General features: G+C 65.2%; 16 protein-coding genes. 8 read left to right on the top strand and 8 right to left on the bottom strand.

Features of this window, described 5'->3' with window-relative positions:
* Nucleotides 1-11 precede the first annotated feature (11 nt).
* From AR323_RS08475 to AR323_RS08455, 5 genes are all read right to left on the bottom strand, one after another.
* Nucleotides 12-815, bottom strand: coding sequence for a segregation and condensation protein A (locus tag AR323_RS08475; protein WP_057883521.1), 804 nt, complete (start codon nucleotides 813-815; stop codon nucleotides 12-14).
* Nucleotides 812-1,828 carry a beta-N-acetylhexosaminidase gene (gene nagZ / locus AR323_RS08470; RefSeq protein WP_057883520.1) on the bottom strand — a complete coding sequence of 339 codons (1,017 nt, stop codon included), beginning with the start codon at nucleotides 1,826-1,828 and terminating at the stop codon, nucleotides 812-814. The genes AR323_RS08475 and nagZ overlap by 4 nt, the downstream gene beginning before the upstream one ends.
* A gap of 95 nt (nucleotides 1,829-1,923) precedes the next feature.
* Nucleotides 1,924-2,604 carry an SPOR domain-containing protein gene (locus AR323_RS08465; protein ID WP_057883519.1) on the bottom strand — a complete coding sequence of 227 codons (681 nt, stop codon included), beginning with the start codon at nucleotides 2,602-2,604 and terminating at the stop codon, nucleotides 1,924-1,926.
* 2 nt (nucleotides 2,605-2,606) lie between these two features.
* Nucleotides 2,607-4,355 carry an arginine--tRNA ligase gene (gene argS / locus AR323_RS08460; RefSeq protein WP_057883518.1) on the bottom strand — a complete coding sequence of 583 codons (1,749 nt, stop codon included), beginning with the start codon at nucleotides 4,353-4,355 and terminating at the stop codon, nucleotides 2,607-2,609.
* Nucleotides 4,356-4,425: 70 nt separating this feature from the next.
* Nucleotides 4,426-5,076 (bottom strand): hypothetical protein, encoded by a 651-nt coding sequence (locus AR323_RS08455; protein WP_057883517.1) that lies wholly within the window; start codon nucleotides 5,074-5,076, stop codon nucleotides 4,426-4,428.
* 74 nt (nucleotides 5,077-5,150) lie between these two features.
* Between AR323_RS08455 and ispH the strand changes: the two genes are divergently transcribed.
* From ispH to rnhA, 3 genes are read left to right on the top strand one after another with little or no spacing between them, the layout of a single operon-like run.
* The gene (gene ispH / locus AR323_RS08450) at nucleotides 5,151-6,119 is read left to right on the top strand and encodes a 4-hydroxy-3-methylbut-2-enyl diphosphate reductase (protein WP_057883516.1); all 969 of its coding nucleotides are present in this window, start codon (nucleotides 5,151-5,153) and stop codon (nucleotides 6,117-6,119) included.
* Nucleotides 6,119-7,090, top strand: coding sequence for a homoserine kinase (gene thrB, locus AR323_RS08445; RefSeq protein WP_057883515.1), 972 nt, complete (start codon nucleotides 6,119-6,121; stop codon nucleotides 7,088-7,090). Before ispH ends, thrB begins: the two co-directional genes overlap by 1 nt.
* On the top strand, nucleotides 7,087-7,527 hold the full coding sequence (gene rnhA / locus AR323_RS08440; RefSeq protein WP_057883514.1) for a ribonuclease HI: 441 nt from the start codon (nucleotides 7,087-7,089) through the stop codon (nucleotides 7,525-7,527). The genes thrB and rnhA overlap by 4 nt, the downstream gene beginning before the upstream one ends.
* Here rnhA and AR323_RS14395 read toward each other — a convergent pair.
* Genes AR323_RS14395 through AR323_RS08430 form a run of 3 tightly spaced genes read right to left on the bottom strand, consistent with a single transcriptional unit; the run spans nucleotide 7,524 to nucleotide 9,933 of the window.
* Nucleotides 7,524-7,700: a YegP family protein gene (locus AR323_RS14395; protein ID WP_083495312.1), complete on the bottom strand. Its 177-nt coding sequence runs from the start codon at nucleotides 7,698-7,700 to the stop codon at nucleotides 7,524-7,526. The two genes, rnhA and AR323_RS14395, sit on opposite strands and share 4 nt — an antisense overlap.
* 35 nt (nucleotides 7,701-7,735) lie before the next feature.
* A complete protein-coding gene (locus AR323_RS08435) occupies nucleotides 7,736-8,866 on the bottom strand; it encodes an NAD(P)/FAD-dependent oxidoreductase (RefSeq protein WP_057883513.1) in 1,131 nt (376 codons plus the stop codon).
* Nucleotides 8,863-9,933, bottom strand: coding sequence for an alpha/beta hydrolase (locus tag AR323_RS08430; RefSeq protein WP_321164539.1), 1,071 nt, complete (start codon nucleotides 9,931-9,933; stop codon nucleotides 8,863-8,865). The genes AR323_RS08435 and AR323_RS08430 overlap by 4 nt, the downstream gene beginning before the upstream one ends.
* Here AR323_RS08430 and AR323_RS08425 point away from each other — a divergent pair.
* The 5 genes from AR323_RS08425 (at nucleotide 9,913) to AR323_RS08405 (ending at nucleotide 15,161) form a co-directional block, all read left to right on the top strand.
* Nucleotides 9,913-10,401: an A24 family peptidase gene (locus AR323_RS08425; protein WP_057883512.1), complete on the top strand. Its 489-nt coding sequence runs from the start codon at nucleotides 9,913-9,915 to the stop codon at nucleotides 10,399-10,401. The genes AR323_RS08430 and AR323_RS08425 overlap by 21 nt on opposite strands.
* An 88-nt stretch (nucleotides 10,402-10,489) precedes the next feature.
* Nucleotides 10,490-11,581 carry a Flp pilus assembly protein CpaB gene (cpaB, locus tag AR323_RS08420; RefSeq protein ID WP_057883511.1) on the top strand — a complete coding sequence of 364 codons (1,092 nt, stop codon included), beginning with the start codon at nucleotides 10,490-10,492 and terminating at the stop codon, nucleotides 11,579-11,581.
* 65 nt (nucleotides 11,582-11,646) lie between these two features.
* Nucleotides 11,647-13,212, top strand: coding sequence for a type II and III secretion system protein family protein (locus AR323_RS08415; protein WP_083495311.1), 1,566 nt, complete (start codon nucleotides 11,647-11,649; stop codon nucleotides 13,210-13,212).
* Between the two features lie 13 nt (nucleotides 13,213-13,225).
* Nucleotides 13,226-13,879: a CpaD family pilus assembly protein gene (locus tag AR323_RS08410; RefSeq protein ID WP_057883509.1), complete on the top strand. Its 654-nt coding sequence runs from the start codon at nucleotides 13,226-13,228 to the stop codon at nucleotides 13,877-13,879.
* Nucleotides 13,880-13,883: 4 nt separating this feature from the next.
* On the top strand, nucleotides 13,884-15,161 hold the full coding sequence (locus AR323_RS08405; RefSeq protein ID WP_057883508.1) for a pilus assembly protein CpaE: 1,278 nt from the start codon (nucleotides 13,884-13,886) through the stop codon (nucleotides 15,159-15,161).
* Nucleotides 15,162-15,217: the final 56 nt, after the last annotated feature.

Below are 15,217 nucleotides of genomic sequence, written 5' to 3'. Positions count from 1 at the left end.
GAGTTCGTCGGTCACGCCGTTGCCCGCCGTAGCCGTAGCGGGCCGAACGGCTCGTCCTGCGCCAGTTCTGCCTTGCCTAGGCGCGCCAGTTCGAGCGCGGCGACGAAGCTGGACGCGAGAGCGGACCTCCTGAGGCGGGGCTCGGCGTGCGGGGGTAGGAACTGGCGGATTTCCATCCAGTCGAGCGTGACGCCAAGCATGGCCGAAACCCTGTCGAGCGCCGAATCGAGCGTCATTACGGGCCGGTCGCGGACCATGTGGACCACCGGGGCGGTGCGCGCGTTGACCTGCCCATACGCCTGGACCAGCGCGTACCAGTCGCACTGCCACAGCGTCTTGCGGTCGGTCCTGAGACCTTCGGGCGCACCGCGTGCGAACACGTCGCGCCCCAGCCTGTCGCGGCCCATGAGCCGCGCCGCAGCCTCGCGCATCGCCGCCAGCCGGGCGAGCCGCAATTGCAGCCGCAGCGCGAGGTCTTCGGGGCTCGGGTCTTCCTGTTCGTCACGCGGCAGCAGCAGCGCCGACTTGAGATAGGCGAGCCATGCGGCCATCACCAAGTAATCGGCCGCAAGTTCCAGCCTGAGCGCCTCGGCCCGCTCGATGTATGCGATGTACTGATCGACCAGCGACAGGATCGAGATCGCCTTGAGATCGACCTTCTGCCGCCGCGCAAGGTCGAGCAGGAGGTCGAGCGGCCCTTCCCAGCTGTCGAGTTCCAGATAGAGCGCGTCATCGTCGATCGGAGCGGCTGCGGGACCGTTCCAGTCCCCCGCCGGCTGGTCACCCAGATCGAGTACCAGCGCCTCCGCGGTCACGCGTTGGCACCTGCGATCGCCAGCAGAGTGTCCCGCCTGGCCAGCAATTCGGCCTTGTCGCCCTGCGGTGCGATGCCGGTCGCGGCAAGCGCACGATCCAAACGCTTGACTGTCTTTTCCGACATCTTGGGCAGCCGGTTCGCGATTCCGATCATGTCGTCCATCTTCGCCCAGCAATTCAGTGCGATGTCGCAGCCAGCCTTCGCAGCGATCTCGGCGCGTTCGGGCACGCTTCCCGACAACGCTTCCATGTCGAGGTCGTCTGTCAGCAGCAGGCCGTCGAAGCCGATCTTGCCGCGAATGATATCGCGGATCACCGTTGCCGACTGAGTGGCCGGGCAATCGGGGTCCCATGCGGTGAAGACGAGGTGCCCGGTCATGCCGATCGGGGTGTCCTTCAGCGCGCGGAAGGGCGCCAGGTCGGTCTCCAGTTCCGCCTCGCTCGCGGTGACGACGGGCATTTCCTTGTGCGTGTCGCACATGGAGCGACCGTGACCCGGCATGTGCTTGATGCAGCCCGCCACGCCCGCGAGTGCCAGTCCTTCGATCGTCGCGCGTCCGAGCGCCGCAACCCGCAGCGGCTCGCTTCCGAATGCGCGGTCGCCGATCACGTCGTGCGCGCCGGGTTGGCGGACATCGAGCGGCGGATGATAGTCGACGGTGATACCCGCTTCGGCCAATTCGATGCCCATCGCCTGGGCATTGGCACGCGCCGCGACGATCGCGGAACTTGGCGCGATCTCGTAAAGCGCGTCGAAGGCGGCACCCGCCGGGAACGGGCTGAAATGCGGCGGTCGCATCCGCGCGACCCGACCACCCTCCTGATCGATGCTGACCAGCAGTTTTTCGCGTCCGTGGATCGTTCGCAAATCGTCGATCAGCGCGCGGACCTGCGCCATCGTCTCGATGTTGCGGCCGAACAGGATATAGCCCGCAGGATCGCTCTCGCGGAAGAACGCCCGCTCATCGTCGGTCAGCGTCAGTCCGGACAGGCCGAATATTGCAGGAGTCATGCCGCCTGGACTCGCAGGAAGTGAACGCGCCCGCAAGCGCACCGGCTTCCAGTCATGTGCAAAACGGTTCGGTTTGGCGCCTGGTCAGCGTACGGTCAGCGCTTCACCTGGCAGGCCACCCCGTCGCCCTTGAGCGCGGCGCATAGCCTGCTGGCCGTAGCCACGTCGCCCGCGACCGCCTGCAGGCGATAGACCGTGCCGATATCGGCCTGGCCCTGGACTACGCGATGCGAAACGCCGTTGAGCTTGTCCGTCTGGCTTTGCAGAGCGCGCCACCCGGCTTCGGCATCGGCCTTGCTCGAATAGGCGCCGACCTGCACGCCCACTCCGCTTGGCACGGCTGCGGGGGCTTCGCCGTCGGCGTCCGAAGGTGTCTGCTTGGGCGCAGCGACGGCCGGCCGGGGAGCACCTTCTGCGATCCGCCCCTCTGTATCGCGACCTTCGCCGACGGCAGGTGCCACATTGCCGGTGCCTTCGAATTGCTTGCCGCCCGGGCTCTCGGGTCGTTCCTTGTACGGTCCCGGCGGCGCTTCGATCGTGCTGCCGTCGGCGACGACGGCGGCATCGGAATCGCGGTTCCCGAACCACCAGATGCCGCCCACGAATGCGAGGAGCGCGAGCAATGCAAGCATCGCGAAGCCCAGTATGCGCCCGCTGTCGGCACCCTCGGCGTCATCGTCTTCCTCGCCCGATTCAAGCCACGGCAAGCGCTCGTCGCTATCGGCCAGGATCAGTTGCTCGTCTGCGACGTAGTCGTCGTCCTCGCGCCCGCTCATGCTTACATCTCCTCGACGGCCTCAACCCCCAATAGTGCGAGGCCGTTGCGAATTACTTGCCCGATCTGAATCGCCAGGAAAAGCCTTGCCCCGGTCAGAGCAGGGTCCTGTGTCACGATGAACCGCTTGTCTGGCGCGTCGTTGCCCAGGTTCCAGTAGGCATGGAACGCCGCAGCCAAGTCGTAGAGATAAAAAGCGATCCGGTGAGGTTCGCGCGCTGCCGCTGCCGCCTCGACAGCACGCGGAAACTGCGCGGCGAGTTTCACTAGCGCAAGCTCTTCCTGACCCAGACGATCGATCGCGGCGGGATCGGGGTAAAGCCCCTCCGCCGCCGCCTTGCGCAGCGTAGAGTGGATGCGAGCGCTGGCGTATTGGACGTAAAAGACCGGGTTGTCCTTCGACGCCTCGACCACCTTTGCGAAATCGAATTCCATCTGCGCGTCGGGCTTGCGGGTCAGCATGGTGAAGCGGACGACGTCCTTGCCCACCTCCTCGACAACGTCGGCGAGCGTCACGAACGTGCCGCTGCGCTTGCTCATCTTCACCGGCTCGCCGCCGCGCAGCAACTGGACCATCTGGACGAGCTTCACGTCGAAGGGGATTGTCCGCCCCTCGCCCTCGCCCAGCGCGGCGACGGCTGCCTTGATCCGCTTGACCGTACCCGCGTGGTCTGCACCCCAGATATCGATCAGCTCATCCGCCTCGGCGGCCTTTTGCATGTGGTAGGCAAGGTCGGCGCCGAAGTAGGTCCAGTTGCCGTCCGACTTGCGGATGGGCCGATCCTGGTCGTCGCCGAACCTTGTCGCCCGGAACAGCGGCAGTTCGACCGGCTCCCAATCCTCGGGGGTCTTGCCCTTGGGCGCTTCGAGCACGCCGTCGTAGACGAGATCGTGCGCGCGCATCCACGCCTCGGCCTCGGCCGGCTTGCCGGCGGCCTGAAGCGCGGCTTCGGAAGCGAACACGTCGTGGCGGATGCCGAGAAGCGCGAGATCGTCGCGGATCATGTCCATCATCGCGGCGACGGTTTTCGCCTTGAATTCAAGCAGCCATTCGGATTCAGGCGCGTCGGCGAACCTGTCGCCGTATTCGGACGCAAGCTTCTGTCCGACCGGGACGAGGTAATCGCCCGGGTACAACCCCTCGGGGATTGCGCCGATGTCGTGGCCCAGGGCCTCACGATATCGCAGGTGCGCCGACCGGGCGAGCGTATCGACCTGGCTGCCTGCGTCGTTGACATAGTATTCGCGCGTGACGGTGTGGCCTACGAATGCCAGCAGGTTCGCGAGCGCATCGCCCACCACGGCACCGCGACAATGGCCCATGTGCATGGGGCCGGTCGGGTTGGCCGAGACATACTCGACATTGACGCGGCGTCCCTCGCCCACTGCGGACCGTCCGTAATCGCTACCCAGCGCTGCGATGGTGTTCAATTCGGCAAGCCATTCCGAATCGGCCAGGCGCAAGTTGATGAACCCGGGGCCGGCGATCTCTGCTTCGGTGATAACCGGATCGCGCCGCAAATGGTCGACGATCTTCTCGGCGAGCGCGCGGGGGTTGGTCGCCGCCTTCTTGGCCAGAACCATTGCGGCATTGGTCGCAAGGTCTCCGTGAGCGGGATCGCGAGGAGGCTCTACGGTGACAGGCGCTTCGGTCGACGATCCGGCGGGCAGCGCGCCCTCCAGTTCGAGAGCCTTGAGCACTGCGTCGATGCGCGCCGCAAAGGCAGCGTGAAGGGTCATGGTCCGAGACATGGCGGCGCGGTTAATCCATCCGGGCCAAAGCGCAAGGGCGGCGCGCGGTCCTCTCCCTTGCCAGCGGTCCCTAGCGAGTGGCGTTGTAGGCCAGTTGCGCCTCGGTCAGCTGAAAGCCGACGAGAAGTTCGAACGTCGCGCGGGCGATGGCGGCCTTTACTCCGGGATCGGTCAGCGGATCGATCGCAGCGTCCTCGTCACCGGCACGGCGGCGGCGCGTGATCTGGTCCCGGATGTCGGCGGGAAGAGTCGCTTCGGCACGGTCGACATAGGCACCGGCCTGCGCGCGGGCATGCGCGCGTTCCTGCCCATCTGCGAAATCGAGCGTTACCTGACCGACGCGCTTGGTCACCACAGTCGAACCGCCGCGCAGCACTACCGAATAGAACGGCAAGGTAACCTGGCGAGCGCCGCGGGTATCGGTCCGGCGCGCCAGGACATCGAACGTGGCATTGGAGTAAATGCGCGGAGACCCTTCGTCGCAAGTCGAGCGCACGTTGGTGATCGACGCGGTGACGTCGATGTTCGAAGCCGAAACGTCACCCGGAACGCGGAAGGTCGTGATGTCGCCGGTGTAGTCGGGCACGCCGACCGCGGGACAGGCGGTGCGGATCGCCGTGATACCCACGCCCTGATCGACCACCAGTTCCCCATCGGACTTGCAGCCTGCGATCGCGGCCCCCATCATGAGTACTGCGGCAAGGCGAAGGCGGGTGATCATGGCAGCTAAAGTCCCGTTTGTCTGTTGCAGCGCCGCCCTAGCCGCGCGCGTGGCGAAGCGCTAGGGGGCGGGCGATGAACGCGCCATTGCAACAGCCGATGTCCGGCAAACCACCGCTGACCCTCCTGATCGCCGCCCCGCGCGGCTTTTGCGCCGGGGTCGACCGCGCGATCGAAATCGTCGAGCGCGCCATCGAACGCTATGGCGCCCCGGTCTATGTCCGGCACGAGATCGTCCACAACCGCTACGTCGTCGATTCGCTGAAGGCGCAGGGTGCAATCTTTGTCGAAGAGCTCGACGAAGTGCCCGATGGCGCACCCGTCGTGTTTTCCGCTCACGGCGTGCCAAAGTCGGTCCCGGTCGAAGCCACCCGGCGCGAGATGGTGTGGGTCGATGCGACCTGCCCCCTCGTCAGCAAGGTCCACCGTCAGGCCGAGCGTCAGATCGAGGCGGGCCGGCACATCGTATTCGTCGGGCACGAAGGGCATCCCGAAGTGATCGGCACCATGGGGCAGGTACCTGAAGGCGCCATCACGCTCGTCGAGACGGTCGAGGACGTCGACGCGCTGGTTTTCTCGGACGGGGTTCCCCTCGCGTTTCTTACCCAGACCACGCTTTCGGTCGACGACACGCGCGAAATTGTCGCGGCTTTGCAGGCAAGGTTCCCCCGCATCGTCGGCCCCAAAGCCGAGGACATCTGCTACGCGACCTCCAACCGCCAGGCGGCGGTCAAGGCAATCGCACCGGGCAGCGACCTCGTGCTGGTGATCGGCGCGCCGAATTCGTCGAATTCGCTGCGTCTGGTCGAGGTTGCCCAGCGGATGGGCACCACCGCACGGCTGATCCAGCGGGCAAGCGAGATCGATCCCGCCTGGCTGGAAGGCGTTGGCACCCTGGGCCTGACGGCCGGCGCCTCGGCTCCCGAGAGCCTGGTACGCGAGGTGGTCGAGCAGCTTGCAGAATGGCGCGAGCTGGAAGAGCACACCCTGGTATCCGCCGAAGAGAAGATGGTCTTCAAGCTGCCCCGCCAGCTCGTCGACTAGTGGCGGTTTACACCCACCTCGCCGCCGAGGACCTCGCCGCACTGATCGCGGCCTACGATGTGGGCGAACTCGTCTCGGCCAAGGGTATCGCCGAGGGCGTGTCCAACTCAAACTGGCTGATCGAGACAAGCGGAGGGGATTCTCCCGGCCGCTTTATCCTGACGATGTACGAGCGGCGGATCGACCCATCCGACCTGCCCTTTTTCCTGGGATTGCTCGACCATCTATCAGCGCATGGTTGCGCCGTGCCGCGGACGATCCACGATCGTGAGGGTGCAACCTATCGCGAGGTCGACGGCAAGGCCGTCGCGCTGATCGAATTCCTGCCCGGAGTATCGATCGACCGCCCCCGCCCGCTTCAGGCGCACGCTGTCGGCGCGGCACTGGCGGAAATGCATATCGCCAGCCAGGACTTTCCGGCCACGCGCGCGAATGCGCTCGACATCGCGCACACAGTCGGCGCACTGCGGGAATGTGGCGATTCCGCGCTGGCCAAGATCGATACCGCCTTGCCGCCAGCCCTCGAAATCGGAGAACGGTTGCGCGCCGATTGGCCTGCCGATTTACCACCGGCCATCTGCCATACGGATCTTTTCCCGGACAACGTGCTCATGCTGGGAGACCGCGTCTCAGGAATGATCGACTTCTATTTCGCCTGCAACGAGGCGATGGCGTACGATCTGGCGGTCACTCACGCGGCGTGGAGCTTCGGCCTGTCCGGGGAACGCTTCGACGCGCAGGTCGGCGCGGCGCTGGTCGAAGGCTACGAATCGCGGCGCGCACTTTCTCCACAAGAACGCGAAAGCCTGCCGATCCTTGCCCAGGGGGCTTGCCTGCGCTTCGTCGCCAGCCGCGCGGAAGACTGGATCAATACGCCACCCGGCGCACTCGTGACGCGCAAGGACCCGATGGCGTTCCTACGGCGCTTGCATTTCTATGCCGACGCGGGGCACAGACCCTTCCAATCATGAAGAAAGTAGAGATTTTCACCGACGGGGCCTGCAAGGGCAACCCCGGTCCCGGAGGCTGGGGCGCAATCCTGCGCATGGGTCGCCACGAAAAGGAGCTGTCGGGCACCGCGCCGGAAACGACCAACAACCGAATGGAGATGACCGCCGCGATCAAGGCACTCGAAGCCTTGATCGAGCCCTGCGATATCGCGCTGCATTCGGACAGCAAGTACGTTCTCGACGGCATCACCAAGTGGGTCCACGGGTGGCAGCGGAACGGTTGGAAGAACGCCAGCAAACAGCCCGTCCGCAACGCCGACTTGTGGCACGAGCTGATTGCGGCGGCGAAACCGCACAAGATCGAATGGATCTGGGTCCGCGGGCACAACGGCCACCCTGAGAACGAGCGCGCAGACGCCTTGGCGGTGGCAGCTGCCGAGTCGATCTTCAGGCGTTAGCTGTTATCTTGGATCGGCGCGGCTGGTCCGTTCTTCTTGATCGAATCGATCGCATTCTGGGCGCTGGACTTGCTCGAGTATCCCTCGGTGGAGAACATCGTCTCCGAGTTGTACTTGAACCGGACGCGATACTCGCCGGCCTTGTCCCGGTAGATTTCGAACGTGTGCGCCATCGGTGAATTCCTCTCATGAAGATGAGGTGGATAGCCTAACTTTTATCAGTCCCAAGTCCAGCCGGGTTAAAGCGCGATGGGGCGTAGAGTGCCGGATCGAGCCGTTCGGTCATCGCGTCCGGCTCGCGGCCCAGCAATAGCTGAGCGGCAAGCCGCGCGGCAGCTGGCGCCGTCTGAATACCGAACCCACCTTGCCCGGCGAACCAGAACAGCCCCTTTACTAGCGGATCGAAGCCGTAGACGGGCAGTCGATCCGGCGCGAAGCTCCTGAGCCCGGCCCACTTACGCTCGACGGCCCGCACCTGCCAGTCGACGACGCGTTCGAAACGGTCGATCGCCTCCGCGACAGCCAGTTCCTCGGGCGCAGCATCGCAGGGCGGCGACGGGACCTCGTCGTGAGGAGACAGCCACAAGCGTCCGCTTTCCGGCTTGAAGTAGAACCGCCCGGCAATGTCGAGCACCAGCGGAAGATCGACGGGCGGCGCGGGGAAAGTGCGCAACTGCGCGACCGTGCGTCGTAATGGCTGGATGCCTAGCGCCCGCGATCCTGCAAGTTCGGCGAAGCTGTCCGCCCAGGCGCCCGCGGCATTGGCTACCACCGCGACGCGCAGCGCATCGCCTCGGTCGTTCTCGAGGCGCCAGCCTTCGCCTTCACGCTCGGCTACAGTCGCGCGCCAGCGCGTCTTCAGCTCTACGCCAGCGCGTTTCGCTTGCCCGAGATAGTGCTGATGAAGCGCCGCCACGTCGATGTCGGCACAGGCCGGTTCCCACACTGCGCCGGAAAACTCACCGCGCACTCCCGGCAGGCGTTCGGCCAGAGCTGAGGGGCCAAGACGCTCGATGCTCACCCCGCTGCCTGCGAATGTTTCCATGAAGCCGTCGAGCGAGTCCTCGTCGGAAGCCTGCCCGACGTAAAGAGCGCCACGTGGCGCCAGAAAGCCGTGTTCTCGGAGCCAGGGACCCGATGCCAGCGTCAGCGGAACGACGTCGGGCCCGCCGTAGCATTCCTCCCAGAAGGCCGCCGAGCGCCCTGTCGTGTGATATCCCGGCGCATCCTCTGCCTCGAGCAGCACGACCCGGCCCGCTCCTTGCACAGCGAGTTCCGTCGCCAGGCTGGCGCCGGCAATGCCAGCGCCGACGACCGCGATGTCGAACACCTCGGTCATGCCCCGTCGAGCACCTGCGCAAGAAAAGCGTCGATCGCATCCATCGCCCGATCACGGACCGCATCCGTCTCGCGCAGGATCTCATGATGCGATTCAGGGCCGAACCGAACAAGCTCCACGTTCGGCAAACGCGCGGCCGCTGCGGCTATTGCAGGCCAGCTCACCAGCTGATCGTTCGTGGCTGCGAGGATGAGAGTAGACACCGTCATCGCTTCGAGTACGCCCGGTGCGGCGAGCGCGCGCATCGAGGCGAAGCCCCGTTCAACCCAGCCCCAACTGCCCGGTCCCATGACGAGTTCGGGTCGCTGCGAACGCCACCAGAGTTCATCTTCGTATCGATCGTCATCATGCGTCAGCATGTGCTTGCGGGAGGCAGGCGGTTCACCCGGCTTTTCGCTCCACTTCCAGGCCGGACGGCGCGGATCGCCGACCCGTGTCATCGCGCGAGCCACAGTGTGCATCAAGGCAGGGGGCATCTTTCCGCGAAAGCCGAGCATGGGCGCCACGAGAATCATCGCGTCCGGACTCACCTTGCCTTCCGTTGCGGCGCGCAGAGCCAGGTGTCCTCCCATCGAATGACCGACTATCACGTGCGGGCCCGGCGCTTCCCTCGTCCAGTCTGCCCAGAAGGCGGCAAGATCGCCCACCCAGTCGTGAAAGTCTCCGACGTGACCGGTAACTGCGTCGGCCCCAAGCCGCCCCGAACCGCCTTGACCGCGCCAATCGATCCCGGTGGCGAGCCAGCCGCGGTCCCGCCAGTCGGCGAGGGTTTCGAGGTATTTTTCGTAGAAGTCACCGCGCCCAGGGAGAAACAGTATTCCGCCGCGCGCCCCGCCCGAAAGCGGCTTAAGATCGATCCGGCGGATCCTGTGTCCGCCAGGCGCCGTCCATAGGCTTTCGATGGCGCCGGCAGGAATTGCTCGGCGCCGATCAGGGTTTCCTGCAACTTTCCTGGGGTGACTAATAACTCGGCTCCGGGTTTGGTTACCGTTTGGTAAGCACTGGTCGCTAGCACCACGGTCAAGGGGACTGTTGGGGGCTTTCCAATGCTGGGCAATTACCTGCACTACGGGCTGCTCGTGGCCCTTGCAATCGCACTGGTCGTCGCCGCTGCGACAGACTGGAGGCGGCGTCAGATCGACAATTGGCTGAATGCCGGAATTGCCCTGACCGCCCCGCTATACTGGTGGGCGAGCGGTCTCGATCTGTGGCCAGGAGTGGCCCTGCAACTGGCCGTCGGCTTCGGCGCCTTCGTTGTCTTCGCTGCTCTGTTCGCGCTCAAGTGGATGGGTGGCGGTGACGTGAAGTTGCTCACTGCGCTGGCGCTGTGGATCGAGCCGACCTGGTTCCTCAAGCTGCTGATCGTGATGGCGCTTGTCGGCGGTGTGCTGACGATCGTTATGGGGGCCTGGCACATTGCCCGGCGCCAGCGCGACCGGGTGGCGATCCCCTACGGCGTCGCCATCGCAGCCGCCGGACTATGGGTTCTGGGGACGCACTATCTGCCGGCCGCGCAAGGGGCGATCGCCGGATGATACCTGATTTTAACCGTTCGCCGCTTAACCACGGAAACCATTCCCGCCCGTGGGATCGGGCGAGTGACGCAAGGGGGCTTTGATAGCCATGGACAGGAAGAAGCTACTGCTGCTGGTGGGCGCTCTGGTGATCGCCGTCGTGACCGCCATGATGGCGCGGAGCATGTTCGCCGGGGCATCCGCCCCCGAGGCCGAGGCCGCAGCCGTGCCGCAGGGACCGAAGGTCCTCGTCGCACAGCGCGTGCTGCCGACCGGGACGATCATCACTGCCGATGCCATCGGCTTCCAGCAGTGGCCGAAGGAACTCGTCAAGGACGCCTACTTCATCGAAGGCGAATCCGACGTCTCGAAGCTGCTCGGAACCGTGGTGCGCTTTCCGGTTACCGCCGGGGAGCCCGTCACGCAGGGTTCGCTGGTGAAGCCCGGCGACCGTGGCTTCCTGGCCGCCGCACTCGGCCCCGGCATGCGCGCCGTTACCGTGCCGGTGTCGGCCAAGACCGGCGTCGGCGGCTTCGTCTTCCCGGGCGACCGGGTCGACCTAGTCCTCACCCAGACCGTCAAGGCAGAACAGGGCGATGGCCTGAAGGCGTCGGAAACCATCCTGCGTAACCTTCGCGTACTGGCGACCGACCAGTCGACCACGCACGAAACCGTGGAAGGCAAGACCGTCGTCAAGAGCTTCAAGACCGTGACGCTCGAAGTGACTCCCAAGATCGCCGAGAAGGTTGCCGTTGCGCAGACCATCGGCACGCTCAGCCTGTCGCTGCGCTCGATCGCGGACAGCCAGAGCGAGCTCGAGCGGGCCATCGCTCAGGGTGACGTCAAGATCCCCGACGGCGTGTCGCCGCAGGAGGAAGAGAAGCTGTTGCGCGAGGCGATGAACCGCCCGAGCGAAGGTGCCACGACCTACCAGACCGGCGGCGACGTCTCGCGCTTCCAGCGCCGGACCGTCGGAACCACGACCGTGGCTCCCGCGCCTGCTGCAGGCGGTCCTGGTGCACCGCCGCGGGCCTATGTCCCGGCGGCCCCGCGCTCGACCGTTACGGTCACCCGCGGCAAGTCGTCGTCGACTGTCGCCATCGGACGCGACGGCAAGATCGTGGACGCCACCGCGGCCGGAATCGATGCCGCCGGGCGGACCATCGGAGCCGCTACGCCTGCCATGCTGATGGTGCCGTGATGAGCACCGCAACGCGCACAATCCGCACAATCGGCACGAAACCGAGCCATTCGAGGGGCACGACAATGAAACGCCGCCTTACCACCACTTTGTTGCTCGCCAGTATGGCCGCCGGTCCGCTCGTCGGTCTGCCTGCCCTGCCCGCCGCCGCACAGAACGTGATCTCGCCAACCCGCGATATCAATCTGTCGATCGGTCGCGGCGAACTGATCAACATCCCGGGTAACATGGCCGATGTCTTCATCGCCAACGACAACATCGCCGACGTGCAGGTCAAGTCGGAGAGCCAGCTCTACCTGTTCGGCAAGTCCGGCGGGGTGACCACGGTCTATGCCAGCAACAAGGCTGGTGCGATCATCTGGTCGGCCAATGTCCGCGTCGGATCGAACATCGACAGCGTCGACCAGATGCTGGCGCTGGCGATGCCGGAAGCCAAGGTGAACGTCGCCACAATGGGCACCAACACCTTCCTGCTCACCGGCACGGTTGCTGCGCCCGAGGATGCTGCCGAGGCAGAGCGCCTCGTCCAGGCTTTCGTCGGCGAGGACGCGAACGTCATCACTCGCCTGAAGACCGCTACGCCGCTTCAGGTGAACCTGCAGGTCAAGTTCGCCGAGGTCAGCCGCTCGCTGGTTCGCGAAATCGGCGCCAACCTACAGACGGTCGACACGACCGGCGGTTTCAAGTTCGGCGTCACGACTGGCCGCGGACCCACTACGACTTACACTCCCGGCAGCCCTTCCGGTCTCGGTGTTGGCTTCACCTCGGCACCGGACGGCGGTAGTCTCGTCACAGGTTCGGGGAGCGGATCGACCCTCGCGGGCTTCGGCAAGCTGTTCGGACTCGACATCGCAAGCGCCTTCGATCTCGCCGAGCGGGTGGGTCTTATCAGCACGCTGTCGCAGCCCAACCTGACCGCGTTGTCTGGTGAAACGGCCGACTTCCTTGCCGGCGGCGAGTTTCCGATCCCGATCAGCCAAGGCCTCGGCTCGACTTCGATCGAATACCGCAAGTACGGCGTCAGCCTTGCCTATACGCCGACGGTGCTGGCGAATGGGCGCATCAGCCTTCGGGTTCGCCCCGAGGTTTCGGAACTCTCGAGCCAGGGGGCGGTCACGCTCAACGGCTTCCAGATTCCGGCACTCACCATTCGCCGCGCCGAAACAACGATCGAACTCGGCTCGGGCCAGAGCTTCATGATCGCCGGACTGATGAGCAATAACGCCCAGAACTCGATCGACAAGACCCCCGGTCTCGGAGACGTTCCTATCCTGGGTAACCTGTTCCGCTCGACCTCGTTCCGCAAGGGCGAGACCGAACTGGTGATCGTGGTGACGCCGTACCTGGTCAACCCGGTCAACGAGCGCGACATCAAGCTTCCGACCGACGGCTTCAGGGCCGCCGACGAAGCCGCCCGCCTGTTCGGAATGCGCGATAACGCCGGTGTGACTGGAATGCAGCGTCCGGGTCCGACCGCGGCCCAGGATCAGGTTCCGGCCGGTCCGGGCATCTCGCAAGCATTGCCCGATGCCGCGCTTCCTTCGTCCGTCAGCGGAGAGGGCAAACGCAAGAAGCGGCGCACCGCGAAAACCGACAAGGGCGCCGCCGCGCCCGGTTTCAGCCTCCAGTGAGAAGGTGAGAGTGATGACCATCAAACGCCATATTGCGGGCGCACTCGCCCTCACCCTCGGCCTCTCGGCTGCCGCGTGTACAGGTCCGGCCTGGGATAACGCCAGCCTCAACAGCGTCCGCCAGCCGGTGGTCGCGCGGACGACCTATACGCTCGACGTGGCCAGCAACTACGATGGCCTGTCGATCCCCGAGCAACAGCGGGTTGCCGGCTGGTTCGATGCGATGAGCCTGCGCTACGGTGATCGGGTCTCGATCGACGACCCAGTCGCCAGCGGCGCTACGAAGGCGGCAGTCGCCGCCATCGCGGCCCGCCACGGTATCCTTCTGGCCGACGGCGCTCCGGTTACTGAAGGTCAGGTTCAGCCCGGCACCGCCCGCGTGGTGATCACGCGTTCGACGGCCTCGGTCCCGAACTGCCCCAACTGGGACCGCAAGACGGATACGAATTACGCAAACGCCACCGCGCCGGGATACGGCTGCGCGATCAACAGCAACATGGCGGCCATGGTCGCCAACCCGGAAGATCTCCTGAAGGGCCAGGCCGGTACCGGCGAAACCGTCATCATGAGCTCGACCAAGGCGATCACGACGTATCGCGAGAAGGAACCGACCGGCTCCGGCGCACTAAAGGCCGCGGGTACGTCTGGCGGAAGCGGAGGGAACTAAGACCATGAATGCTCCCTGGAAACCAGGCCCCGGTGGCCGCGATCCTTTCGCCGCCTTCATCTGCGACGAGGCCGCGCTCGACACGTTGCGCCCGGTCGTCATCGAAATGGGCTGGCAGCCTGAAAAGTGCGCAAAGGGCGGACTGCGCAACGCAGTGCAGTCACTCTCGGTCGCCGCGAGTCCGAACATCCTGATGGTCGACCTGTCGGAAAGCGGCGATCCGCTCAACGACATCAACGCCCTGGCCGAGGTTTGCGAACCCGGCACGGTAGTGGTCGCGATCGGCCAGGTGAACGATGTGCGTCTCTATCGCGACCTCATCGCGAGCGGCATCCACGACTACCTGCTGAAGCCTTTGTCTGCCAGCCAGTTGCGCGACGCTCTGACTCAGGCCCAGGCGGTGTTCTCCGCGCCGAAATCGAACGATCCCGACGCGGTCAAGCGCCATATCTCGACCGCAGTGGTCGGGACACGCGGCGGCGTCGGCGCTTCGACGCTGGCGACTTCGCTGGCTTGGATGTTCTCGTCCGACCACAAGCTGCCGACAGCGCTGCTCGATCTCGACGTGCATTTCGGCACCGGAGCGCTTGCGCTTGATCTCGAACCAGGCCGCGGCCTGACCGACGCGATCGACAATCCGAGCCGTATCGACGGACTGTTCATCGAACGCGCGATGATCCGGGCGAACGACAACCTGGCGATCCTGTCGGCCGAGGCACCGATCAATTCTCCCCTGATGACCGACGGCAGCGCCTTCGTTCAGCTCGAGGAGGAATTCCGTCACGCTTTCGAGATGACGGTGATCGACCTCCCGCGGAACATGCTGATCAATTTCCCGCACCTGCTCGCGGACGTCAACGTCGTGATCCTTGCCACCGAGATGACGCTGGCGAGTGCACGCGACACGATCCGCATCCTGAGCTGGCTCAAGACCAATGCCGGCCATGCGCAGCCGCTGATCGTCGCCAACAAGGTCCAGCCCGGGGTCGCCGAGATCAGCAAGGCCGATTTCGAGGCGTCGATCGAACGCAAGATCGACTTCACGATACCGTACGATGTGAAGGCTGCGGCCAACGCCGCAAAGCTTGGTCAGACGTTTGCCGAAGCCAACCGTGGCACCAAGGCGAGCGGAGCGATCCGTCAGCTTGCAGATCGCGTCATCGGCACCTCCGACGAAGAATCCGCGGGTGACGAACCGGCGAAGAAGTCGCTGCTCGGCGGTTTCGATTTCAAGTCGCTGCTTGCCAAGAAGGATAAGCCGTCCGCCAAAGTGGACGCCTGAGGCACTGAACCGGTGGCGGGATAAGTCCCGCCGCCGGACAGCGACCGACACTTAGA

It is taken from the genome of Tsuneonella troitsensis, from assembly GCF_001441535.1.
Taxonomy (GTDB): Bacteria; Pseudomonadota; Alphaproteobacteria; order Sphingomonadales; family Sphingomonadaceae; genus Tsuneonella; species Tsuneonella troitsensis.
This window is presented reverse-complemented; position numbering and strand designations above follow the sequence as displayed.